Source organism: Salinicola sp. MIT1003, assembly GCF_001858555.1.
Taxonomy (GTDB): Bacteria; Pseudomonadota; Gammaproteobacteria; order Pseudomonadales; family Halomonadaceae; genus Salinicola; species Salinicola salarius.
The window spans coordinates 41,817-66,004 of the sequence record NZ_MCAP01000006.1 but is presented as its reverse complement, the minus strand read 5'-3'; the positions used below and the strand labels follow the sequence as shown (position 1 = coordinate 66,004).

Genomic DNA, 24,188 nt, shown 5'->3' with positions numbered 1-24,188 from the left:
GCAGGACGGCGCTGCTGAAAAAGCCTACGCCATGTCCACTTGAATCGGCCACCTCGACGCCTCCGGGGCCGCGCTGAAAGACGAGGGGCAAGCCGGGTCTTGTGACATGGATGTCACAAGAGGCGCGCCCGGACAGGGATGTCCTTGCGCGCCGACCCGAAGCGCAGGCCATCGTCTTTCAGGGTTTCGCGGACCAGCGGCGTCAATCAAGAGGGGGAGCGCGAGGGGGCGAGCGTTAAGCCCCCCCCCAACCAGGAGCGGAACGGTCGTCGGTGCTCGAACAGTCGTAAGCTGAAAAAGCCGGAATGTGGCACTTTGCCAAATAGGGAGGCAGCCCTTCGGCTCCTCTCCACTTTTCAGACCTAGTCTTTGATCGGCTTGGGCCACCAATCCGGCAGCAATGCCTGCGATTCGCGCCGTGCGAATCGATCGTCCAGCAGATGGATGACGCCTTCATCGGTGCCGGATCGGATCACCCGGCCCGCTGCCTGCACTACCTTCTGCATGCCGGGAAAGAAGTAGGCGTAATCGTAGCCGTGGCCGTAAAGCGCCTGCAGCCGCGCTCGCATCTGCTCGTTGACCGGGTTGATCTGCGGCAATCCCAGTGTTGCGACGAACGCGCCGATCAAACGGTCGCCGGGTAGATCGATACCCTCGCCGAAAATGCCGCCCAGCACGGCAAACCCCACCCCTTCCCCGTTGGCCTCGAACCGGCTCAGGAACGTCTCGCGGGCGTCATCGTCCATGCGCGATGCCTGACGCCAGATCGGAACCTCCGGGTGACGCTCGGCCAGCCGGTCGGCGACCTGCTCCAGGTAGGCGAAGCTGGAAAAGAACGCCAGGTAGTTACCGCGGCATGCTCGGAACTGAACGGCGATGCGATCCGCCAACGGTGTCAGCGATGCCTCGCGATCGGCATACCGCGTCGACAGCCGCGCGGCAATGCGAACCTCGAGCTGCGAATCCCGAAACGGCGAGGCCAGCGACATCCAGGGCGCATCGTCGGGCACGCCCAGCAGATCACGGTAGTAGGCTTCCGGCGCCAGCGTGGCGGAAAACAGCGTACCGCCCTGGGCGGCGGCAAAGCGCGGCGTCAGGAACGGCGCGGGCACCACGTTGCGCAGCGTCACCCGGGCCCCAGCCTGGCGCTGCCGCCCCCGCGGCGCCTGCCGCGACACGTCGCAGATCGAGTGATCGCCGAAGACATCGGCGACCCGACAGAAGTGCTGGGCATCGAAAGCAAAGCGCTGCAGCTCGCTATCGAGCGCGATCGGCTGCTCGCTCTGATACTCGACCACCTGTGAAACGGCCTGCTGTAGCGCGCCGATCAGCTTGCCCGGCAGTGTCTCCAGAACCCGGTAGTCCGATTCGCTGTCATCCGCCAGCGCGCGCCACGCGGACGCCACCCGCGAGAATGGCCGCTTGAGCGGAGCAGGCAGGGTCGGCTTCAGGCGCCGAAACGCCGCGTGATCGAGCGTCGCGCTGTACATGCCGCGCCCGCGTTCGACCAGATTGTGGGCCTCGTCGACGAGCAGACCGACCCGCCATTGCTGCTGCTGGCTCAGCGCGTAGAGCATGGCGTGGAAATCGAACCAGTAGTTGACGTCGCCGATGACGACATCGGCCCAGCGCGCCATTTCCTGGCCCAGATAGTAAGGGCAGATCTCGTGGGCGAGCGCGGTCTCCCGCAGGGCGGCGCGATCGAGCCAGCCGCGTTCGACCGCCGCCCTGCGCGCAGCGGGTAGGCGATCGTAGAACCCCGCCGCCAACGGGCAGGATTCGCCGTGACACGCCTTGTCGGGATGCTCGCAACTCTTGTCGCGGGACGTGAGCGTCAGCACGCGCAGCGGAACGGCCTGGACGTCACCCAACCGGCTATCGCCCGATCTGATATCGTCCGGCTCGGCACTGCCCGACCCAGTATCGCCCGGTTCCGGGTGTTCCGGTTCCGGAATCTCGCGGTGCCGCTGCCCGGCGCCCAGGGTGCGCAGCGCATCGAGGGCGAGCCGCTGCCCGGTATTACGCGCCGTCAGGAAGAAGATCTTGTCCAGCGGCTCGCCCGGCATCGCCTTGAGCATCGGAAACAGCGTGCCTAGCGTCTTGCCGATGCCGGTAGGCGCCTGCAGCATCAGCCAGCGTCGGGTGTGAATCGCCTTGTAGACGGACTCCGCCAGCGGCCGCTGACCCTCGCGAAACCCGGCATAAGGAAACCGCAGCGCCTGCAATGCGTGATCGCGCCGCCGCCGATGGGCCAGCTCCTGCTGCGCCCAGGCCAGAAACGCCTGGCAATGAGCGTCGAACTCGGCGCGCAGCGCCTCGGCCGAACAGCGCTCGCTCAATGGCGTTTCGCGCTGACTGACGATATCGAAATAGACGAGCGTCACCGTCAACTGATCCAGCCCGCGTTCGGCGCACAGCAGGTGGCCATACATCTTGGCCTGCGCCCAGTGCAGCGCCCGCTGGTTGGCCGGCTGGCGGGAAAGATCGCCGCGATGGGTCTTTATCTCTTCCAGCCGATTGGCGTCGGGATCGTAGCCATCGGCGCGGCCGCGTACCTCGAGGTGGCGATAGGCGCCACTCAAGGCGATCTCCCGTTCGTAGCGCTCGCCCCGCCGCTCTCCGACGAGTTGATGACCGGCGATACCTTCCTGTGCCGAAGGCGACGGCGTGAAGCGCAGATCGAGATCGCCGCGTTTGGCCGCGAATTCACACAGCGCACGGACAGCGATCCGATAGCTCAAGAAAGCGCTCCTGCCGTGGTGTCAGCGTCGCCCGAGTCTACCGTTTCGTCGTCGCAGGACTCCCAGGTGACGTAGCAGACACTGATCGGCATGTCGTGACGGACGCAGAACTGAAGCCAGCGTTTCTGGTTGTCCTGCAGGCGGTCGCCAGGCCCCTTTACTTCGATCATGCGATAAGCCGGCTCGGTGGAGCCTCGCGGCCCTTGCAAAGCATGATCGCCTTCCGGCCAGAACTGGATCAGATCCGGCATCCCGGCCCGATTGGCGCGAACATCGTCGAGCAGACGCTCGAACCAGAGCCGGAGATGGCGCGCCGGAATGCAGTGCAGCGCCAGTTCCAGCGCCCGCTCATCCAGCGCTTCCCAGAACACGAACGGTGACTGGATGCCCCACTTGTCGCGGTAGCGACGACGGATGATCTCGCCATGGTCACCTCGCTCGAGCGCAGCCAGGCATGCCTCGATGAGGTCGCGTCGACGGGTCCGAAAATCCGCCTCGAACAGATCCACCGGCCCGCTATGGAACGGATGGAAGAACGCGCCGGGCAGCGGCGCGAAGATCGCATCCCAGCACAGCAGGCCGAACAGCCCGTTGACGAGCACGTTCTCGACATAGCAGACCGGCGCCTCGGCGCAGGAGAGGTGCCGGGCCACCGCCAGTTCGACGCTGGCCGAACGCGGCAGCACCAGATCGACACGCGGTGGTTCCGGTGCCTTCGTCCGCCTGCCTGAAGCCAGTCCCAGTTTGCGCCGCAGCCGCGGTATCACCCGCTCCAGCGCCTGGCTCTCCGCGGCATTGGTGGGCGCGGCTTCCGCCCGTTCGGCCAGCGCCAGCGCATCCGCTGTCGCCTGCTGCGCCTCGAGCACGCGAATCCGTCGCAGCCGCGCTTCCGGTGCCGAGCAATCCCGATAGAGATCCAGCGCCCGGCCGAGTTCGCCCTGGCGTTCGAGACGGTAGGCGAGCTTGTAGATCAACCGGCCTCTGCGACGCTCCAGCCAGTCGTTGTCGAACGCCACGCGAGGCACGTCGGGCAACAGCGATTCCAGCGACTCGTCGGCCTCGAAGCGCTCCCGGCAGCGGTGCAGATGATGGTAGGCCTCCAGCTCCTCGCGGCGCGAGAAGGCGCGGGAAGAAGCGTCCAGTTCGACGCGCTCGAAGCGATAGACACCGAGTTCCGAGAGCACGAATTCGGACCAGTGCTGACGCAGGTTGCCGAAGAACATCAGCCGGAAGCGCTCGCACATCGCGTCGACGGTCAGCCGATAGTGACGATCCCCGAGCGTCGGCAACCACTCGGCCAGCGGGCGGGGTTCGGGCGACGCCGCCTGCAACGCCGCCAGCCAGACACCCTTGCCCGCGCTCCTGCCGACGCCGAGTGCCAACAGCCCGTCGCCCATGTCGACGCCGATCTCCGCCCGGGTCGCCAGCGAAAACAGCGCTTCCAGCGACAGCGGTACATCTTCCTCGATCCAGCCGCACTCGATCAGCGGTCCGGCAGCTTCGACGCTATCGCCGATCTCGGCGTAGACCAGGCGACTGGCACGGAAATCGATGCCCTTGCGCATGACCATCCGCACCAGCAACGCCTGGGCAGGCTCCGGCACGCGCTCGAAGTCGGCGATGAAAGCGCCTTCGTCGGGACTCAGCAGGTCCGCGTAGCGGGACCTCAGCCAGTCGAGCACTTGGCGGAAGTTGGCAAGGTAATAGAGCGGGTCTTCGAGCGTCGGCAGCGCCATGGGCTCCCCAGCGTAGGACTCAAAAATACTGGGTAAGTATACAGATGACGCGACAGCGTTCGAAGCCCCGTGACGGGTCGAGACACTACTCGTCCAGCTCGGCCTTGAGTTCCTGCCACAGACGGCGATACGCGTGGGTCGCCCGGCTACGGGGCGCCAGGTCCGCCAGCGGTTGGTTTTCGAGACTCATTCGCTCGACGTCGCTGGAATAGGGAATCCAGCTGTGCAGCGTGCGCCCCATCGCTTCCGGGGGCGATTCGATCCACTCCCGGTGCAGGCGGCGCCGCCGATCGACCAGATTGAAAAAGGGGCAGACGCGCTCGCGCTGACGCTTCTTGAGATCGAGATGCGCCAGCATGCGTGAAAATGCCTGTATCGACAGCGGGCTGGGAATGGTCGGCACCAGGATGCGATCGGCGGCGCGGATCAGCTGTTCGGCCAGCGTGGAAAGCCCCGGCGGGCAGTCCAGGATCATCAGCGCGTACTCTTCGCTGAACGGCGCGATCAGGCGCTTGAGATGCTTGCCGCCCTCTGCCTTGTCTTCCAGGATACGATCGAGTTCGCGCAGGCCCATGTCCGCCGGCAGCAGATCGAAACGCTCCCACGGCGTGCGCTGGACCTGCTCTCCCAGCGGCGACTTGCCCGACAGCAGCTTGCCGACCTTGCGGCTCAAGCCGTTCTCGCCTCCCAGTATCCAGGTCGAGGCGCCCTGTGCATCGAGGTCCCACAGCAGCACCGGCAAACCATCGCGATTGGCTTCGCGGGCCAGGTTGACGGCCGCCGAGCTCTTGCCGACGCCGCCTTTGAGATTGTGCAGTGCCACCACTTTCATGATCGAAGTGTTCCCGGTCGATATCGAATGATGCCCGAGATTCTACGGCCCTGCGGATCCCCGAGAGATGACAATCTGGTGACAAAACGGTGACGACCGCTGCCGTTCGATCCAGCGCCGCTTGGCATCGGCGCTCAGCCGCTTGATCGCCGCTTCGAGCTTGAGCGCGTCGCTGCGAGTGCCGACCGCCTGCGCGTGCCGCAAAGTCAACGGTCCCTTGCCGCGCAGCGCCCGCGCGCCCCGGCCGCGGGCGTGCTGCTCGAATCGCCGAGCGACATCGGTGGTAATGCCGGTGTAGAGCGCCCCGTTCGCCATCTCGATGAGATAGAGGTACCACTGGCGCGGCTCGCTATCGGTCGCTACCGCCTCGTTCGACGACATGCCGGCTCAGTTCCCGGCGAGCGCCGAGCGCATCTTGTCGATCACGCTGTCGTAGCGATGGGGGTCGTCGAGGCTGCGCGCCTTGAAGATCGCCGAGCCGGCGACGAAGGTATCCGCCCCCGCTTCGGCAATCTCGGCAATGTTGTCCGGGCCGACGCCGCCGTCGACCTCCAGCCGAATCGGTAACCCGCTGGCGTCGATGCGCCGGCGCGCCTCGCGGAGTTTGTCCAGCGCGGCGGGGATGAAGGACTGGCCGCCGAAACCCGGGTTGACGCTCATGATCAGGATCATGTCGACCTTGTCCATCACGTAGTCCAGATAGGAGAGCGGCGTCGCCGGATTGAAGACGAGCCCGGCCTTGCAGCCGTGGCTGCGAATGAGCTGCAGCGAGCGGTCGACATGTTCCGAGGCTTCCGGATGGAACGTCACGTAGCTGGCGCCGGCGTCGATGAAATCGCCGATCAGGCGATCCACCGGCTTGACCATCAGGTGGCAGTCGATCGGCGCGGTGATGCCGTGCTTGCGCAGCGCCTCGCACACCATCGGCCCCATCGTCAGGTTGGGCACGTAATGGTTGTCCATGACATCGAAATGGATGATGTCGGCCCCCGACGCCAGCACGTCCTCGACCTCCTGTCCCAGACAGGCGAAGTTGGCGGAGAGAATGGAGGGTGCGATCTTGAAGTCATGCATGAAAGGTTCCTTATGCAGGCTGGCCGTTGGCGCTCATTCTAGCGCACGGATCGCCACCTTTGGCCGATCCGGACGCAAAACCGCCTCGCCGGCATGGCCGGCGAGGCATTGAGCATCGACTGTTTCTATACTGCTCTAGGTCTTGGCTGAATCGACCTCGGTCACATGGCATGATTCGGCCTTATCACAACAACACTCATTGGGGACACGTCATGCCTCGCTTCCACCCTTTCATGCTGCCTGCTCGCCGAGCAGTGGCCTTGTCTCTCGTCTGCCTGACAACTGTGTTATCGACTCTCGTCCCGACACCGACGCATGCCCAGTCGGCGATCCTCGAAGGGGAGCGATTCCACCCCCAGCTCGGCGAGCACGGCATGGTGGCAACCAGCCATTACCTGGCCTCGCAGATCGCCCACGATGTCCTGGCCGATGGCGGCAATGCCGTCGATGCCGCCGTGACCGCCGGCTTCGCGCTGGCAGTGACCCAACCCCGCTCGGGCAACATCGGCGGTGGCGGCTTCATGCTGATTTCGGACGAGAAGAGCAATGAGATCATCGCCATCGACTACCGCGAAAAGGCCCCGGCGGCAGCCTACGAGACCATGTTCCAGAACGAACAGGGTGAGGCCGTCTCCGAGCTTTCCCGCTACACCCACAACGCGTCCGGCGTGCCCGGCACCGTGGCCGGCCTGGCATTGGCGCTGGATAAGTACGGCACCATGAGTCTCGCCGAGGCGCTGGCGCCCGCGATCAAGCTGGCGGATGAAGGCTTCATCATTCCGCCGCGATTCGCCGAAGGTCTAGAACAGTCCCAGCAACGGCTCAAGCAGTGGGATTCGACGCGCAAGGTGTTCTACAAACCGGACGGCTCGCTCTATCGCGCCGGCGAGCGATTCCGCCAACCCGACCTGGCCGCGACGCTCGAGCGCATCGCCAAGAACGGCCCGCGGGAGTTCTACGAAGGCGAAACGGCGCGACTGATCACGGCCGAGATGCAAAACCATGGTGGCCTGATGACGGCAGAGGATCTGGCTGGCTACCAGCCGACGATTCGCGAGCCGGTACATGGCACCTACCGCGGCTACGACGTCTACGCCATGAGCCCGCCCTCTTCCGGCGGCGCGCATATCGTGCAGATGCTCAACATGCTTGAGGGTTACGACATTCACGCCATGGGATTCAATTCCGCACGCACGATCCACGTCATGAGCGAAGCGATGAAGCGCGCCTACGCCGATCGCGCCGAATATCTCGGCGACACCGACTTCGTCGACGTGCCGCTCGCCGGCATCACCTCGAAGGCCTATGCCGAGGAACTACGAGCGCAGATCGATCTCGACCGCGCCACGCCCAGCAGCGAGATCGCCGCCGGCAACCCGCTGCCGTACGAGTCCAACGAGACCACTCACTTCTCGATCGCCGACGACAGCGGCCTGGCGGTCTCCAATACCTATACCATCAACTTCAGCTACGGCTCGGGCATCGTCGTCGACGGCGCCGGCTTTTTGCTCAACAACGAGATGGATGACTTCTCGGCCAAGCCGGGCACGCCCAATGCCTACGGCCTGATCGGCGGTGAAGCCAACAGGATCGAACCCGAGAAGCGCATGCTCTCCTCGATGACCCCGACCATCGTCAAGAAGGATGGCAGGAACTTCCTCGTGACCGGGAGCCCCGGCGGCTCGCGCATCATCACCACCACGCTGCAGGTGGTGATGAACATTATCGACCATGGCATGAACATCCAGAGTGCCGTCAGCGCGCCGCGCATTCACGATCAGTGGCTGCCGGACGAGATCCGCATCGAGGATGGCATCAGCCCGGACACGATCGCCCTCCTCGAGGCGATGGGCCATACCGTCAGCCAGCAGGAGGCGATGGGCGCGGCGCAGTCGATCCTGATCGAGGACGATGGCACCTTCACCGGCGGCGCCGATCCGCGGCGTTCGACCTCCTCGGCGATGGGTCTATGAGCCGGCACCTGCGACCCGAAGGCGACCGACATGCCGTCGCCCACCGACGGTGACCCAGGCTGATTCGTGCGGGGAGACCGATGCCGATTGTCATCATTGCCATCGCCGAGTGGTTCGGCACCGCGCTGTGGTTCACGCCCAACGCCGTCATCGGCGATCTCCAGCGGACGTGGGGACTCGCCACCGGCGATCTGGGCTGGCTCACCGGTGCGGTGCAGTTCGGATTCCTGCTGGGAACGCTCGGCCTTGGTCTCAGCGGCCTTGCCGATCGCACTCGAGCCAGCCGACTGTTCGCCCTGGCATGCCTGGTCGGCGCGCTTTCCAACGCCCTGCTGCCTTATGCCGGTGGCCTTTGGCCAGCGATCGGGTTGCGCCTGGTTACCGGGCTGTCGCTGGCCGGTATCTACCCCATCGGCATGAAACTGATGGTGGGCTGGGCGCCTGGGCGCGCCGGACTGGGGCTGGCATGGCTCGTCGGGATGCTGGTGCTGGGCACCGCGATGCCCCACCTGCTGGCCGGCCTCGGCTGGAGTGGGGGCGGACTCATAGGTCAGAGCGGCGGCGGCTCGGCGAGAGAAAGCGGCGACTGGCGGTTGACGCTATGGATCGCATCACTGCTCGCCCTGCTGGCCGGCGTCTCCATATGGCGGCTGGGCGACGCCCCTTCCCTTGCTCGGGCTTCCACTCCGACGCCATCACGTCTGGCCGGGCTGGCGGCCTTTCGCATCGCCGATTTTCGCCGTGCTGCCGGCGCCTACTTCGGTCATATGTGGGAGCTCTATACGCTCTGGACACTGATCCCGTTGCTGCTGATTGGGGATAACCCCTCGCTCTCTCCCCAGGCGCTATCGATGCTGTCGTTCGCCCTGATCGCGGTCGGCGCTCCCGGCTGCTGGCTCGGCGGCTGGCTGAGTCAGCATCTGGGCAGTCGCCGGGTCGCGATCCTGGGGCTGGCCGGCTCGGCGATAGGCTGCCTGCTCTATCCTTGGCTCGCTCCGCACCTCGGTTTCGCTGCGCTGGTGGCGTATCTGGCAGCGTGGAGCCTGCTCGCGGTGATCGATTCACCGCAGTTTTCCGCGCTCTCCGCCAGCGCTTGCCCCGCCGCGCTGATTGGCAGTGCCCTGACGCTGCAGAACGCGATCGGGTTCGCGATCTCCGCGGTCTCGATCGGTCTGCTGGTGCCATGGCTACCCGCCCTCGAGGCAACGATCGCCTGGTGGCTACTTCCCGGTCCGCTGCTGGGGCTGCTTGCTCTCCGCCGACTCGGCAGGCCCGCTCGCTTCGGACCGTAGACACGGAGTCTGCCGCGCCTGAGCACCCTGAGCTCAAGAACATCTGGGCTTATAGAGTTACCGAGCAAATTAATAATTAAACGTTCTATAGAAACGAATTGTCATTCCATTCTGATTTATTTAGCCTTGCCGCCATTACCAATAAATCCTAGGGGACTGACTCATGACCTGGTTTTCCAAGCCTCGCTCGCTGTTCACCGCATCCGCCGTCGGGTTGGCGTTGACTTTCGGCGCCCTGTCGCCCGCGCAGCCTCAGGAAGAACCGCGTGAGCTGCTCAACTCCTCCTATGACATCGCTCGCGAACTGTTCGCCGCGGTGAACCCGAAGTTCATCGACTGGTGGCAGGCCCAGCACGACGAAACCGTCAGCGTGAAGCAGTCCCATGGCGGCTCCTCGACGCAGGCTCGTTCGATCATGCAGGGGCTGCGTGCCGACGTGGTGACCTTCAACCAAGTGACCGACGTCAACGTGCTGGCAGACGCCGGCCTGGTCGCCGAGGATTGGCAGGATCGCTACCCGAACCAGGCGTCGCCCTACTACTCCACGACCGCCTTCCTGGTGCGCAAGGGCAACCCCAAGCAGATCGAGAACTGGGATGACCTGGCGCGGGACGATGTCTCTCTCGTCTTCCCCAATCCCAAGACTTCGGGTAACGGCCGCTACACCTATCTCGCCGCCTGGGCCTATGCCGACCAGGCCTTCGATGGCGATCAGGACAAGATCGAAGATTACATGAGCACGTTCCTCGGCAACGTCGAGGTGTTCGACACCGGCGGCCGCGGCGCCACCACGACATTCGTCGAGCGCGGTATCGGCGACGTGCTGATCACCTTCGAGTCCGAGGTCAACAACATCCGTAACGAATACGGCAAGGACGACTACGAAGTAGTAGTACCGCCGGTCAGCATCCTGGCAGAGTTCCCGGTGGCCGTGGTCGACGAGTACGCCGAGCGCAACGGCAACGAGGACCTGGCCAAGGGCTACCTGGACTACCTCTACACCGAGGAAGCGCAGCGCCTGCTGGCCGGGTTCAACTACCGCGTCAACGACGAGAAGGTGGCCGAGGAGTTCAGCGACCAGTTCCCCAAAACCGAACTGCTGCGCGTCGAAGACGTCTTTGGCGGCTGGCCCGAGGCGATGGAAACGCATTTCTCGAGCGGCGGTGAACTGGATCAGCTTCAGCGCCGATGATCGCACACGCTCTGACCTGGCGCCGCGAACGCCGAGTGCTGCCCGGCTTCGGCCTCTCGCTCGGCATCTCGCTGACCTTCGTCTCTCTGATTCTGCTGCTGCCCCTGACCAGTCTGGTGGGGCAGCTCTCGCAGTTGAGCTGGTCGCAGTACTGGTTTTTGATCACGGATCCGCGCCTGCTGGCGAGCTACGGCGTGACGCTCTTCGGCGCCGCGGTGGCGGCTATCTTCAACGCCGCGTTCGGGCTGCTGATGGCGTGGGTGCTGGTGCGCTACGAGTTCCCCGGCAAGCGCCTGGTCGATGCGCTGATGGACCTGCCGTTCGCGCTGCCGACGGCGGTGGCGGGGATCACGCTGGCGACGCTCTACTCCAGTAACGGCTGGATCGGACGACTGCTGGAGCCGCTGGGCATTTCGATCTCCTACACCTGGATCGGGATCGCCCTGGCGATGGCCTTTACCAGCATCCCGTTCGTGGTTCGCACCGTGCAGCCGGTACTGGAAGATCTCCCCGCCGAAGTGGACGAAGCCGCGATGACGCTCGGCGCCAGCGATAGCCTCGCGTTCCGCCGGGTGATCCTGCCCTACCTGTGGCCGGCGCTGGTCACCGGTACCGGGCTCGCCTTCGTGCGTTCGCTCGGCGAGTTCGGCGCCGTGATCTTCATTGCCGGCGGCAAGCCCTACGAAACCGAGATCACCTCGCTGATGATCTTCGTCAAGCTGCAGGAGTACGACTACGCCGGTGCCTCGGCGGTCGCTTCGATCGTTCTCGCCACCTCGCTTGCGCTGCTGCTGGCGATCAATCTGTGGCAAGGCCGCTTCATCAAACGACTGCACGGAGGGCGCGGCTGATGATACGGATCGGTGACGCACCGCGTGTCCGCCGTCTGCTGATCGGGGCCGCCCTGGTGCTGACGGCGCTGTTCCTGCTGCTGCCGCTGGTGGCGATCTTCGCCCAGGCGTTGATGAGCGGCATCGATGTCTACTGGCAGAATCTGAGCGATGCCTACACCCTCTCCGCCATCGGCCTGACGCTGCTGGTCGCCGTGATAACCGTGCCGGTCAATCTGGTCTTCGGGGTGTTTCTGGCCTGGCTGGTGACGCGCTTCGATTTCCCCGGCCGGCGCCTGCTGCAGACGCTGATCGATATTCCGTTTGCCGTCTCGCCGGTGGTCGCCGGCCTGGTCTACCTGCTGCTCTACGGGCGAAACGGCTGGCTCGGCGGCTGGCTCGATGCTCACGATATCCAGATCATGTTCGCCTGGCCGGGCATCGTGCTGGTCACGCTGTTCGTCACCTGCCCGTTCGTCGCCCGCGAGCTGATTCCGCTGATGCAGGCGCAAGGCTCCCGCGAGGAAGAAGCAGCCGTGACGCTGGGCGCTTCCGGCTGGACGATTTTCCGGCGCGTGACGCTGCCGAACATTCGTCATGCCCTGCTCTACGGCGTGATCCTGACCAACGCCCGCGCGGTCGGCGAGTTCGGCGCGGTCTCGGTGGTCGCCGGGGCGATTCGCGGCGAAACCAATACCCTGCCGCTGCAGGTCGAACAGCTCTATCAGGACTACAACACCGTGGGTGCCTTCACCAGTGCATCGCTGCTGGCACTGCTGGCGCTGCTGACGCTGGCCGCCAAGGCCGCACTCGAATGGCGCGCTGCGCGCCGGGAGACCGCGACATGAGTATCCGCATCTCGCAGATCGAAAAGACCTATGGTTACCAGGGCCGCGGCCGGACCCGTGCCCTCGAACCCATCGATCTCGATATCCACGATGGCGAACTGATCGGCCTGCTCGGCCCCTCCGGCTCCGGCAAGACCACGCTGTTGCGTATCGTGGCCGGGCTGGAACAGGCCGACAGCGGCTCGATCCATTTCGGCGATCGTGACGTGACTCGGGTTCACGTGCGCGATCGACGCATCGGGTTCGTGTTCCAGCATTATGCCCTGTTCCGCCACATGAGCGTGTTCGACAACGTCGCTTTCGGGCTGACTGCCATGCCGCGCTCGCAGCGGCCGTCGAGCGGCGAGATTCGTTCGCGGGTGATGCAGTTGCTGGAAATGGTCCGGCTGCAGGATTTCGCCGAGCGTTTCCCGGCCCAGCTCTCCGGCGGGCAACAGCAGCGCGTATCGCTGGCGCGGGCGCTGGCGCTGAAGCCCGACGTGCTGCTGCTCGACGAGCCGTTCGGCGCGCTGGATGCCAAGGTACGCCAGGAGCTGCGCCGCTGGCTGCGCCATCTCCACGAGGAGCTTCACTTCACCAGCCTGTTCGTGACCCACGACCAGGAAGAGGCGCTGGAACTGTCGGATCGGGTGGTGGTGATGAGCAACGGCCGGATCGAACAGATCGCGACGCCGGATACGCTCTATCGCCAACCCGCCAATCGCTTCGTGTTCGAGTTCCTCGGTGACGTCAACCGGATCGAGGGCGATATCGAGAAGGAAGTCCTCACCTGCGGCAACGCGCGGGTGGCGGTGCCCGGCATCGAGAATGGTCGCCAGGAACTGCTGCTGCGACCCCATGAGGTCCGCCTGGACGAGCAGCCCAGCACCCGCGCGCACTTGCCGGTCAGCGTCACGGCCGTCGTGCCGGTAGGCGCCGAAGTTCGCCTCGAGCTGGAAGCGGACTGGCTGGGCGAACCGTGGCTGGCCACGATCAGCCATGCGGATTTCGAACGCCTGGCGATCACCCGTGGCAAACGGCTCTTCGCCCAGCCCAGCCGTCTGCATCGCTTCGATACCTCACGACCACAGACACTGGCACCGCTGTCAGCCTCATGAGGCGGCAGCCGGGGCAAGGCCTTAGGGGTCTTCGTCGCATTCCGGAAACTCGCGACCGACGTCTATAATGGTCGCGCCGTTTCCACGACTCGAGAGGTTCACTGTTATGCGTCAATGGTTTGCGTTCAAAGGCCTGGCCGTACTGCTATTGCTCGGCCTGCTGGCGGCCTGTGCCCAGAGCCCCCAGATTCTGTCCGTGAGTCCCAAGGTCAGCGGCGGTTTTCCGCATACCGGCAACGGCCAGTCGGTCTCGCTGGAAGTGGTCGACGGACGCGACAGCAGCGTCATCGGCACGCGCTCGGGCAGCCCGTCGGCAACGTCGACGATTACCGTCGAGGCCAACGATGTCATTCCCAAGATCCGTGTCCAGGCGGAAAACGCCCTGCGCAGCATGGGATTCAACCCGACCAGCAGCAACGCCGGCGGCCCTTCGCTGACCCTGACGCTGACCGATCTGGCCTACGCCCGCGGCACCGCCGAGCAGCCGCTGCTGGACGCCTCCCAGCTCCAGGCGATCATCCAGGCGGAAGTGGTCAATGGCGGCAACACCTATACCGGTCGCTACACCGCCAAGCGCTCCCAGAGCTACGCCGTGAAGCCGGACTGGGATACCAACAACCGCATGGTGAGCGAACTGTTGGGTAACGCCCTGGATCGCACCTTCCGCGATCAGCAACTGGCCAATCTGCTGGCCCGTTGATCCCGCCCGGAGGTCTCCGCCGAAAGCGAAGAACCGCCTGCCACGTCACCGTGGCAGGCGGTTCTCTCGTTCCGGGCTTGAGGATAGCGGCTTTGGGTAGCTTGGGGCGACGCCGCACGGGACCACGACTGGACGACACTTCGGTAACCACTAGAGCGGCGGACCCCGCCTCACCAACTGCCACACGCTTTCGGTCAGGCCATCTCTGGCCTCCGATACCTCGCACAGCGTCAGCTCGAAATTGGGGGCCATCAGCGCCCTGACTTCCTCGTGCGGAACGCTGAACGGCGGGCCGCGCTCCGGGTCGTCATGGGTCAGGGTGACCAGCAGGCCGCGCTTGCCCGGCAACAGCAGTTGCGCCAGATGGTGAGCGTAGCGCTGGCGCGTCGCCGGTGGCAGCGCAATGAGGGCGGCACGATCGTAGAAGCCCGCCAGCTCGGCCGCTTCATCCACCTGAAAGTGGAAGAAGTCGCCACACCACAGCTCGACGCTCCCCTGCCGCGTGCACTCGAACCCGGATCGGCGGTAGCGAAGCGCGGGCTGATCGCCTTCCGCCACGAACTGCTCGATCGCCAGGGGCGACAGCTCGACTCCCAGTACCGGATTACCGCGCTGGACCAGCCAGCGCATGTCCCGACTCTTGCCGCACAGCGGCACCAGGATCTTGGCGCCGGCGTCCAGCCCGAGTCGCGGCCAGTGCCTTTCCAGCGCCGGGTGCGGCATCTCGCGATGAAACCCGATGCGTCCTTCCTGCCAGCGCTGCAACCAATCCGCGGCGGTCATCACGACTCCTCAGGCAGGCTCAGAACCAGCGGTCGCGCTTGCGCCGGCGGCGCGGCAGATGCGGCACGATCAGGCCGACGATCAGCCCCGCGCCAGCCACCCCGCCGCCATACATGAAGTAGCGCATCAGCAGATCTTCTTCCTGGGTGTCCAGACGCGCCTGCATCTCGCGCATCTTGCTCTCCGCCTGAGAATAGGCCTGATTGAGCTGATTATTGGTGGCCTGCAGCTCGTCGACCTGCGCCTGACGGCCTTCCAGTTCGTTGCGCATGTCGGCCACCCGCTGATTCCACTCGTCATCGATGCCATCGAGCCGCGTGGTCAGTTCGTCCACCTTCTTCTGGAGCGCCGGCAGTTGCTGCTGGGCGCTGGGTTGGTCCTGGATGAACTGGGACTGGACCCATACCTCGTCGCCGTCGGGGCCGCGCACCTGCGTATAGTCGCCCTGGGTCTGCAGCACGGTAACGGGATCACCACTGGTGAGCGTTCCCACGATGCGGTAGCCGTCGGTGGGGCCACTGCGCACGAACGTGGTCAATGAATCACTGACCCAGTGGCCATCCTGAGCCACGGCGGAGGCGGAAAACAGGGCCGCGCCCAAGGCGCAACCCATGACTGCATTTCGAATTTTCAACATATCGTCGTGATCTTAAATGGCTAGTCGGTAACGGTTGGGCATTTCGTGCTCATGTGACGATGAACTGGGCGACGATGAGACCGCGCATCGCTTCCTGCGAGGGCGGTGATTCAATCATCCACACTTTCTGTGGATAACCATTTGGACAACCTGCGCAGCGATCATGCCATTCACCGGCTGCTTCGGCATTGACGACAAATTGGTGAAAATCTGACCAATCCGTCATTTTCTAACCTCGTTCCACCCATCGGCCGGTCGGTATCGGCCACTCTAACCGGCTCGTTTCAGCCATCGTCCCGCGGTGGCCAGGCCATCGGCCGCGGGAACTCGGTGACATTGCCCTCGGCCTTCACGGCCTTGGCTACGCCGCCGCGCTCGACTTCGTCGATCCGCACGATGGCGCTGTAGGGAATATAACTGCGATTGACCCCATCGAACGTGCGCCGAAGCTTCTCCGCACCGGGGTCGACGACCACCTTGGTCTGATCCTCGAACACGAAGGCCTCGACTTCGATAAACCCCCACAGGTCGCTTTGAAAGATCTCTCTGGCGTAGAGTTCCCAAACTTCACCTTGGTTGTGGAACACGACCCGATAGATCGGCTTGCTGGGCATAAATGAACGGCTCTCTCGATATCATTGCCACGCAGCCGGTTCGTCCTGTCCGCGAACGCGGCATCATGGCGTCTCAAATAGGCGCAAGGGTACCACAGCCATGGCGCCGTGCGAGCGGCACGGGTTGGCTGTATGGCCTCATCCCCCGTATAATGCCGCGTTCTCGAGAAGGCCTGAACGGCGCGCACACTGGCTGGGCGCCGTCTTTCCTGTCTCTCCTCTTCAGTTTTTCCACGGGGCATCGGTGACGCGCGCATGGCCGCAGCAACGCAACCTATGACGAAGAAGCTCTTCATCAAGACTCACGGCTGTCAGATGAACGAGTACGACTCCGCCCGTATCGCGGATCTGCTCGGCGAATCTCATCGTCTGGAAATGACCGATGACGAAAGTGAAGCCGACGTCATTCTGCTCAACACCTGTTCGATTCGCGAAAAGGCGCAGGAAAAGGTCTTCCACCAGCTCGGTCGCTGGAAGAAGCTGAAAGCCGCGAACCCGGATCTGGTCATCGGCGTCGGCGGCTGCGTCGCCAGCCAGGAAGGCGAGAACATTCGCAAGCGCGCGCCTCATGTCGACATGGTGTTCGGCCCGCAGACGCTGCATCGGCTTCCCACCATGCTGGATGCCCGCAGCAAGAGCGCGACACCGATCCAGACCGTGGACGTGACCTTCCCCGAGATCGAGAAGTTCGATCATCTGCCCAAGCCGAAATCCGACGGCGCGACCGCGTTCGTCTCGGTGATGGAAGGCTGCTCCAAGTACTGCACCTTCTGTGTCGTGCCCTACACTCGCGGCGAAGAGGTATCGCGCCCCTTCGAGTCGGTAATGGAAGAAGTCGTTCACCTGGCCGAACAGGGCGTGCGCGAAATCAACCTGCTGGGCCAGAACGTCAACGCGTATCGCGGCCTGGACGAGAGCGGCGACGAAATCGATCTGGCGGAACTGATCGCCTGCGTGGCGGCGGTGGACGGCGTCGATCGCATTCGCTTCACCACTTCGCACCCGGTCGAGTTCACCGACAGCCTGATCGAGGCCTACGGCGAGATTCCGGAGCTGGTCAGCCACCTGCACCTGCCGGTGCAGTCGGGCTCGGATCGCATTCTTGCTGCCATGAAGCGCGGCCACGGCCGGGACATGTACATCGACAAGCTCGAGCGCATCCGGGCGCTGCGTCCGGACATCAGTTTCTCCTCGGACTTCATCATCGGCTTCCCCGGCGAGACCGACGAGGACTTCGAAGACACCATGGACCTGATCCATCGCATCGGCTTCGATGCCTCGTTCAGCTTCATCTATTCCAAGCGTCCCGGCACGCCGGCATCCAGCCTGCCGGACGACACTCCCGTGGAGACGAAAAAGCAGCGCCTGGCGATCCTGCAGGATCGGCTCAACCAGCAGACGCAGCAGATCAGTCGCCGCATGGTGGGGAACCGGGAGCGGATTCTGGTCACCGGCTTCTCGCCCAAGGATCCGGGGCAGCTTTCCGGGCGTACCGAAAACAACCGTGTCGTCAATTTCCGGGCCGAAGATCCGACGTCGCTGATCGGCTATTTCGTCGACGTCACCATCACCGAAGCCCTGCCCAATTCACTGCGTGGCGAGCTGGTATCCGCCGACCGCTATTGAGTTAGCGCCAATCGCCCTCATCTAGCCTGACGCAAGGCGAGGCGCTCCGTGCCTCGCCTTGCTCCGCCAGACTGATTCGCGTTCGATACGCGGGAGAGCCTGTCGGAACCAGGTGCAGGTTAATCCCGGTCATTGCCTCGACAGGAAGCGGCGCAGTAAGCTGGCGATAAGTTTTCAAGTTGCACCTTTTTCCAAGCCAACTTTTTCAAACCAACGGATCTCTTTGCGTTGACCCAAGACCAACAGTCTGACAGCCGCGTCGTGTCACTGACACTCGAACCCAACGATCCCATGCGCCTGGCCAATCTCTGCGGCCAGCGCGACGAACACCTGAAGCTGGTCGAGGCCCGCCTCGGCGTGACGCTGCGCAATCGCGGCAACGTCTTCCAGCTTGCGGGCCCGGATGCCAGCGTCAAGGCAGCGGCCAACGTGCTCGAACACCTCTACCGCGAGACCGAAGCCGACGAGCTGACGCCGGATACGGTGCATCTCTATCTTCAGGAGTCGGGCGTCGAGGCGCTGGAAGAGGAAACCGGCGACATCGAAGCCGGCGGCCTGCTCATCCGGACGCCGCGAACGCTGATCAAGCCCCGCGGCTTCAACCAGCAGGGTTATGTCGCCAGCATCCGCCGCCACGACATCAATTTCGGTATCGGCCCGGCGGGCACCGGCAAGACCTATCTGGCGGTCGCGGCGGCGGTCGAGGCGCTCAATCGTCAGGAAGTCAGACGCATCCTGCTGGTACGTCCGGCCGTCGAGGCCGGCGAGAAGCTCGGCTTCCTGCCGGGCGATCTGGCGCAGAAGATCGATCCTTACCTGCGCCCACTCTACGACGCGCTCTACGAGATGCTGGGCTTCGAGCACGTCAACAAGCTGATCGAACGCCAGATCATCGAGATCGCCCCGCTGGCCTACATGCGCGGGCGGACGCTCAACAATGCCTTCATCATTCTCGACGAGAGCCAGAACACCACGCGCGAGCAGATGAAGATGTTCCTGACCCGTATCGGCTTCGGCTCGACGGCGGTGATCACCGGCGATGCGACCCAGGTCGACCTGCCCCGTGGCTCGAGCTCCGGCCTGATTCATGTGCTCGAAGTGCTGCGCGACACGGCCGGCATCGGGATTACCCAGTTTGCACCCAAGGACGTCGTTCGCCATCCGCTGGTGCAGCGCATCATCGAAGCCTACGACATCCACGAGGCAACCGAGGAAGCGGCCCAGCGCCAGCGCCGGGAAGACCGTCGTCAGGCACGCCTCGACGCGGAATCCCAGCGGGATCAAGGCGAATCATGAGTCCCGAGATCGACCGTCAGATTGCCGTCGGCACCGAGGCCGAAGCCGCCCTTCCGACACAGGCGGAGCTGGAAGCCTGGGTCGGTGCCGTGCTCGACCAGGAAGGCGATGGCCGCCACGAGTTAACGATCCGCTTCGTCGAGCGGGACGAGAGCCAGCAGCTCAATCGCGACTATCGCGGCAAGGACAAGCCGACCAACGTGCTCTCCTTTCCCTTCGAGACGCCGCCCGGAATCGAGCTTCCCCTGCTCGGCGATCTGGTGATCTGCCACGACATCGTGGTGCGCGAAGCGCAGGAACAGCACAAGTCGACCCAGGCGCACTACGCCCATCTGGTAATACACGGTTGCTTGCATTTGCTCGGCCATGACCATATAGATGATCAGGAAGCCGAGCAGATGGAAGCGCTGGAAAGAACGCTGCTCACCCAGTTTGGCATCACGGACCCCTATCGTGTCACCGATCCGGAACCCGATGTCTAGACGCCGACCCACGACGCTAACATTCATCGCCATGCCGACACCGACGAGACCTTCCTGCCCTGCCTGGAACGAGGGCCGGGAAGGATCAAGCGAGACCCCGAGCTTGACGGCCGAACAGCCTGACGAGCCTCCGCCTAGCCGCTCCCGGATTGCGGACGGCCCCCTTCGGACATCGACCATCGATTCAACACATGCTGTTATCGAGCCCCCGTCTAGTACGGTGCGGCCACGCGCGCGGGCGTCATGCCGGCGCGCCATCGTTTTCCCCTTCCGTGCGTCATCCGAGGACAAGAGACCACAGTCATGAGCGAAGACCGATCGAGTAGCCAGAACAGTCGATCCTGGCTGGATAAACTCATCAGTACCTTCTCTAGCGATTTCGATGAACCCAGCTCCCGCGAAGAGCTGCTCACCTTTCTGCGCGAGGCCGGCCCTAGGCTGAACCTCGATCAGGATGCGCTGACCATCATCGAAGGTGCCTTCCAGATCAGCGACCAGCAGGTGCGCGAGGTAATGATTCCGCGCTCTCAGGTCACCGCGATCAACGTGACGCAGCGCCCGGAAGATTGCCTGCCGATCATCCTGGAAACCGCACACTCCCGTTACCCGGTCATCGACGACAACCTCGATGACGTCATCGGCATTCTGCTGGTCAAGGATCTGCTGCCGCTGCTGAAGGGCAATCCCCAGGAGCGCGAGGCGTTCGAGCTGCGCGATGTGCTGCGCCCGGCGATGTTCGTTCCCGAGTCCAAACGCCTCAACAGCCTGCTCAAGGAGTTCCGCGACACCCACAATCACATGGCGATCGTGGTCGACGAGTACGGCGGCACAGCCGGCATCGTCACCATCGAGGACATCCTCGAGCAGATCGTCGGCGATATCGAGGACGAGCATGACACCGACGAGGAAGAGGACATTCGCGACATGGGCGACGGCACCTATGCCGTCCGCGCGCTGACGCCGATCGAGGACTTCAACGAGCATTTCGACACGGCCTTCTCCGACGACGAGTTCGATACCGTCGGCGGCTTGATCATGCAGCGCTTTGGCCACCTGCCCGGTCGCAACGAACATACCGATCTCGGCGAGTGGCGATTCACCGTCCTCAATGCCGATAATCGACGCATCCGCCTGCTGCAGGCCAGGCCGGTGCCGGCCGAGGTCGAAAGCGACTCCCCGCGCCGTATCGAAAGCTGATCGATTCCGCCCTTCGGCTTGCAGGCACTTGACGCATTCGATCGGCAACTTTGATATAAGGGGCACTTTTCGCAAGGAGTGCCCCCGACATGCCGCAAGCCAAGCCGTTGATTTCCGCCCGTCGACCCTGGCCGGGCTATCTCGCTGCGCTGGTCGCCGGCGGGTTCTCCACGCTCACCTTCGCCCCCTTCCACCTCTGGTGGCTGGGTCCGGTCGCCGTGGCCCTGATGTATCTCGATCACCACCGCCTGAGCGTGGGTCAGGCCGCCCTGCGCGGCTGGCTGTTCGGCGTCGGGCTGTTCGGGACCGGCACCTCCTGGGTCTACGTCTCGATCCACGACTACGGCTATACCGGCGTGCCGCTGGCGCTGTTTCTGACCGCCTTGTTCGTCGCCACGCTGGCGCTGTTCCACGCGTTCATCTTCGGTCTCTACCGGCGGTTCACCTCACCCCGGCTCGCCTTCCTCAGCTTTGCCGGGGTCTGGGTGCTGGGCGAGGCTTTTCGTAGCTGGGCGTTCACCGGTTTCCCGTGGCTGTTGCTGGGCAGTGCCCATGTCGATTCGCCGCTGGCGCCCTGGGCACCCATCGGCGGTGTCTATCTGCTGTCGCTGATCGTCGCGCTCAGCGGCACGTTACTGGTCGAGTTCTGCCGTCGGCGCTGGTGGGCGGTCGCGCCCGTCGCCCTGCTGTGGCTGGTGCCGCTGGCCCTGCCCACCCACTGGACATCGCAGGCCGCCGATCCGCTGCGGGTCGCGCTGCTGCAGGGCAACCTGCCCCAGCTTTCCAAGTGGAGCGCCGAGGGCCAGCGCAACGCCGTCAACACCTACACCCGCATGACGCGCCAGCAACCCGACGATGTCGACATCATCGTGTGGCCGGAAACGGCACTGCCCATGTTCGAGCAGCAGGCGCGCCCGTTCATGGCTCGACTGCAGTCGACACTTCCCCCGGAGACGTCGCTGCTGACCGGCATCGTTCAGCGCGACGAGGCCGGGCGTTACTACAACGCCATCACGGGGGTGGGAGATGTCCGCGGCGAGTACCGCAAGAGCCATCTGGTGCCGTTCGGCGAATTCCTGCCGCTGGATTTCCTGCTGCGCGGCATCATCGACTTCTTCAATCTGCCGATGTCCGACTTCGCTGCCGGCGCCGATTCCCAGCCGCCGATCCTCACTCATCGCGTCGCCATCGGCAGCGCCATCTGCTACGAGATCGTCTATCCCGACCTGGTCGCGGAGCGCGCGCGCGATGCCAACGTGCTGCTGACGGTCTCCAACGATACCTGGTTCGGTCGCTCGATCGGCCCCCTTCAACATTTGCAGATGGCCCAACTGCGCGCGCTGGAGAACGGCCGCTACGTCATCCGGGCCACCAGCAACGGGGTGACCGCGATCATCGACGACCAGGGCCAGTTGCGGGAGCAGGCGCCGCAGTTCGAAACTGCCAGCGTGGTCGGCGATGTCGTCCCGATGACCGGGCTGACACCGTTCACGCGCACCGGTAGTTGGCCGACCTGGATATTGTCGTTGCTGTTGCTGGCCCCGGCACTGGTGTGGAAAGCCCGCCAGCCGACGTAGGAAGATAGAACGCAGAAAGATACATCGACGGCACCGCCACTCTGTCAGGATTCGCCTTCGAATCCAGCGAGGGTGACGGCGCCGTTTCCGGAACGATCCCATCCTCCAACACATCTCGATCCACCCTCTTCTCTCTTCTCTCTTCCCACCTCCGCTTTTTCAATATGCGACGCCGGTTTATCGATTGGTTCCCGCTCGCAGGAAGACACTTGCCTCGCGAGTGACGATAGCGTTGGATGGAAGTCTTCATTTCCAGTCATCGAGTTCGCCATGACACTGTCCCTGGTCTCTCCCGACGATATCCGCAGCGCCTTCTCGCAAGCCATGTCCGACATGTACCGCCAGGAAGTGCCGCAATACGGCGATCTACTGGAACTGGTCGCCAACATCAACCGCGAGACGCTGACAGCGGACCCGGCACTGGCCGCCCGGCTCGATGCTCAGAACGAAACGTCGCGCCTGGATGTCGAACGCCACGGGGCGATTCGCGTCGGCACCGCCGAGGAGCTGTCGACGCTGAGGCGGGTCTTCGCGTTGATGGGCATGTTCCCGGTGAGCTATTACGACCTGTCGGAAGCGGGCGTGCCGGTTCACTCCACCGCCTTCCGCCCCATCGACGAGGATTCGCTCCGGCGCAATCCTTTCCGCGTCTTCACGTCGCTGTTGCGCCTGGAGCTGATCGAGAACGACGACCTGCGCCGCCAGGCCGCCTCGATCCTTGCCGAACGCGACATCTTCACGCCGGCGGCCCGCGAGCTGATCGAACTCGGCGAGCGCCAGGGCGGCTTCGACCGCGACCAGGCCGAGCGCTTCGTGACCGAGATCCTCGAAACCTTCCGCTGGCACCGCGACGCGACCGTCGATCACGAGACTTACCAGGCGCTGCACGACGCCCATCGCCTGATCGCCGACGTGGTCTGCTTTCGCGGCCCGCATATCAATCATCTCACCCCGCGCACGCTGGATATCGATGCCGCCCAGGCTGCCATGCCCGACTACGGAATCACGCCCAAGGCCGTCATCGAAGGCCCACCCAAGCGCGAGTGGCCCATTCTGCTACGCCAGACCAGCTTCAAGGCACTGGAAGAGCCGGTGCGCTTCGCCGGCAGCGATGGCGGCACCCATACCGCTCGCTTTGGCGAGATCGAGCAGCGCGGCATGGCGCTGACGCCCAAGGGGCGCGCGCTGTACGATGAATTGCTGGCCAACTCCCGCCAGGCGCCGCCCGCCGCCGACAATCTCGCCCACCAGCGCCAATTGAGCGAGTACTTCACGGCATTCCCGGATGACCTGGACGCGCTGCAGCGTGACGCGCTGGCCTACTTCCATTACGCGATCAGCGAGAGCGGCCGCCAACGCCTGGCCGACGGCGAGCCAGCCCCGGCCTCGCTGGACGAGGCCCTGGCAGCAGACTGGATCGACGCCACGCCGATCACCTACGAGGATTTTCTGCCGGTCAGCGCCGCCGGCATCTTCCAGTCGAATCTCGGCGATGCCCGACACCAGGCGTATGCCAATGAATCCAATCAGGGCGCCTTCGAGCTCGCCCTCGGCCGGCCGGTTCACGACGAGTTCGAACTCTACGGCCGGTTGCAGGAGGACTCTCTGGCTCGCGTGCGGCAGCAGTTGGGTATCTAGACACGGAGTTCGAGCCCCAATCG

22 protein-coding genes are annotated in these 24,188 nt (G+C 64.2%); 13 read left to right on the top strand and 9 right to left on the bottom strand.

What is annotated here, in order from left to right; all coding sequences use genetic code 11:
• Positions 1-362 precede the first annotated feature (362 nt).
• The 5 genes from BC443_RS03120 to rpe all read right to left on the bottom strand — a co-directional run bounded on the left by BC443_RS03120 (position 363) and on the right by rpe (position 6,383).
• A complete protein-coding gene (locus BC443_RS03120) occupies positions 363-2,741 on the bottom strand; it encodes an ATP-dependent DNA helicase (RefSeq protein WP_071230389.1) in 2,379 nt (792 codons plus the stop codon).
• The gene (locus BC443_RS03115) at positions 2,738-4,477 is read right to left on the bottom strand and encodes a VRR-NUC domain-containing protein (RefSeq protein ID WP_071230388.1); all 1,740 of its coding nucleotides are present in this window, start codon (positions 4,475-4,477) and stop codon (positions 2,738-2,740) included. Before BC443_RS03115 ends, BC443_RS03120 begins: the two co-directional genes overlap by 4 nt.
• An 85-nt stretch (positions 4,478-4,562) precedes the next feature.
• Entirely contained in the window at positions 4,563-5,309 is a 747-nt protein-coding gene (locus tag BC443_RS03110) for a ParA family protein (protein WP_071230387.1), read from the bottom strand.
• A gap of 42 nt (positions 5,310-5,351) precedes the next feature.
• On the bottom strand, positions 5,352-5,690 hold the full coding sequence (locus BC443_RS03105; RefSeq protein WP_071230386.1) for a GIY-YIG nuclease family protein: 339 nt from the start codon (positions 5,688-5,690) through the stop codon (positions 5,352-5,354).
• Positions 5,691-5,696: 6 nt separating this feature from the next.
• The gene (rpe, locus tag BC443_RS03100; RefSeq protein ID WP_071230385.1) at positions 5,697-6,383 is read right to left on the bottom strand and encodes a ribulose-phosphate 3-epimerase; all 687 of its coding nucleotides are present in this window, start codon (positions 6,381-6,383) and stop codon (positions 5,697-5,699) included.
• Positions 6,384-6,595: 212 nt separating this feature from the next.
• Between rpe and ggt the strand changes: the two genes are divergently transcribed.
• From ggt to BC443_RS03065, 7 genes are all read left to right on the top strand, one after another.
• Positions 6,596-8,356, top strand: coding sequence for a gamma-glutamyltransferase (ggt, locus tag BC443_RS03095; RefSeq protein ID WP_247643203.1), 1,761 nt, complete (start codon positions 6,596-6,598; stop codon positions 8,354-8,356).
• A gap of 80 nt (positions 8,357-8,436) precedes the next feature.
• On the top strand, positions 8,437-9,648 hold the full coding sequence (locus BC443_RS03090) for an MFS transporter (RefSeq protein ID WP_071230384.1): 1,212 nt from the start codon (positions 8,437-8,439) through the stop codon (positions 9,646-9,648).
• A 163-nt stretch (positions 9,649-9,811) separates the two neighbouring features.
• Positions 9,812-10,840, top strand: coding sequence for a thiosulfate ABC transporter substrate-binding protein CysP (gene cysP / locus BC443_RS03085; RefSeq protein WP_071230383.1), 1,029 nt, complete (start codon positions 9,812-9,814; stop codon positions 10,838-10,840).
• Positions 10,837-11,691, top strand: a complete 855-nt coding sequence (cysT, locus tag BC443_RS03080) for a sulfate/thiosulfate ABC transporter permease CysT (RefSeq protein WP_071230382.1) — start codon at positions 10,837-10,839, stop codon at positions 11,689-11,691. The genes cysP and cysT overlap by 4 nt, the downstream gene beginning before the upstream one ends.
• Positions 11,691-12,518, top strand: a complete 828-nt coding sequence (gene cysW / locus BC443_RS03075; protein WP_071230381.1) for a sulfate ABC transporter permease subunit CysW — start codon at positions 11,691-11,693, stop codon at positions 12,516-12,518. Before cysT ends, cysW begins: the two co-directional genes overlap by 1 nt.
• Positions 12,515-13,615, top strand: coding sequence for a TOBE-like domain-containing protein (locus BC443_RS03070; RefSeq protein WP_071230380.1), 1,101 nt, complete (start codon positions 12,515-12,517; stop codon positions 13,613-13,615). The genes cysW and BC443_RS03070 overlap by 4 nt, the downstream gene beginning before the upstream one ends.
• 106 nt (positions 13,616-13,721) lie before the next feature.
• Positions 13,722-14,315, top strand: a complete 594-nt coding sequence (locus BC443_RS03065; RefSeq protein WP_071230379.1) for a YajG family lipoprotein — start codon at positions 13,722-13,724, stop codon at positions 14,313-14,315.
• A 150-nt stretch (positions 14,316-14,465) separates the two neighbouring features.
• On the opposite strand, the gene BC443_RS03060 is transcribed toward BC443_RS03065, so the two are convergent.
• From BC443_RS03060 to BC443_RS03050, 4 genes are read right to left on the bottom strand one after another with little or no spacing between them, the layout of a single operon-like run.
• The gene (locus BC443_RS03060) at positions 14,466-15,098 is read right to left on the bottom strand and encodes a thiopurine S-methyltransferase (RefSeq protein ID WP_071230378.1); all 633 of its coding nucleotides are present in this window, start codon (positions 15,096-15,098) and stop codon (positions 14,466-14,468) included.
• A 19-nt stretch (positions 15,099-15,117) separates the two neighbouring features.
• Positions 15,118-15,735 (bottom strand): TIGR04211 family SH3 domain-containing protein, encoded by a 618-nt coding sequence (locus BC443_RS03055; RefSeq protein ID WP_071230377.1) that lies wholly within the window; start codon positions 15,733-15,735, stop codon positions 15,118-15,120.
• Positions 15,736-15,784: 49 nt separating this feature from the next.
• Positions 15,785-15,961, bottom strand: coding sequence for a hypothetical protein (locus BC443_RS18745; protein WP_157957044.1), 177 nt, complete (start codon positions 15,959-15,961; stop codon positions 15,785-15,787).
• 58 nt (positions 15,962-16,019) lie between these two features.
• Positions 16,020-16,349, bottom strand: a complete 330-nt coding sequence (locus BC443_RS03050) for a DUF1820 family protein (protein ID WP_071230376.1) — start codon at positions 16,347-16,349, stop codon at positions 16,020-16,022.
• Positions 16,350-16,625: 276 nt separating this feature from the next.
• Here BC443_RS03050 and miaB point away from each other — a divergent pair, with 276 nt between their 5' ends.
• The 6 genes from miaB (at position 16,626) to BC443_RS03020 (ending at position 24,165) form a co-directional block, all read left to right on the top strand.
• On the top strand, positions 16,626-17,975 hold the full coding sequence (gene miaB / locus BC443_RS03045; protein ID WP_071230375.1) for a tRNA (N6-isopentenyl adenosine(37)-C2)-methylthiotransferase MiaB: 1,350 nt from the start codon (positions 16,626-16,628) through the stop codon (positions 17,973-17,975).
• A 291-nt stretch (positions 17,976-18,266) separates the two neighbouring features.
• On the top strand, positions 18,267-19,271 hold the full coding sequence (locus BC443_RS03040) for a PhoH family protein (RefSeq protein ID WP_083387181.1): 1,005 nt from the start codon (positions 18,267-18,269) through the stop codon (positions 19,269-19,271).
• Positions 19,268-19,753: an rRNA maturation RNase YbeY gene (gene ybeY / locus BC443_RS03035; protein WP_071230373.1), complete on the top strand. Its 486-nt coding sequence runs from the start codon at positions 19,268-19,270 to the stop codon at positions 19,751-19,753. Before BC443_RS03040 ends, ybeY begins: the two co-directional genes overlap by 4 nt.
• A 303-nt stretch (positions 19,754-20,056) precedes the next feature.
• Positions 20,057-20,950, top strand: a complete 894-nt coding sequence (locus tag BC443_RS03030) for a transporter associated domain-containing protein (RefSeq protein WP_071230372.1) — start codon at positions 20,057-20,059, stop codon at positions 20,948-20,950.
• Between the two features lie 89 nt (positions 20,951-21,039).
• Positions 21,040-22,527, top strand: coding sequence for an apolipoprotein N-acyltransferase (gene lnt / locus BC443_RS03025; RefSeq protein WP_071230371.1), 1,488 nt, complete (start codon positions 21,040-21,042; stop codon positions 22,525-22,527).
• Between the two features lie 270 nt (positions 22,528-22,797).
• Positions 22,798-24,165, top strand: coding sequence for a VOC family protein (locus BC443_RS03020; protein WP_071230370.1), 1,368 nt, complete (start codon positions 22,798-22,800; stop codon positions 24,163-24,165).
• Positions 24,166-24,188: the final 23 nt, after the last annotated feature.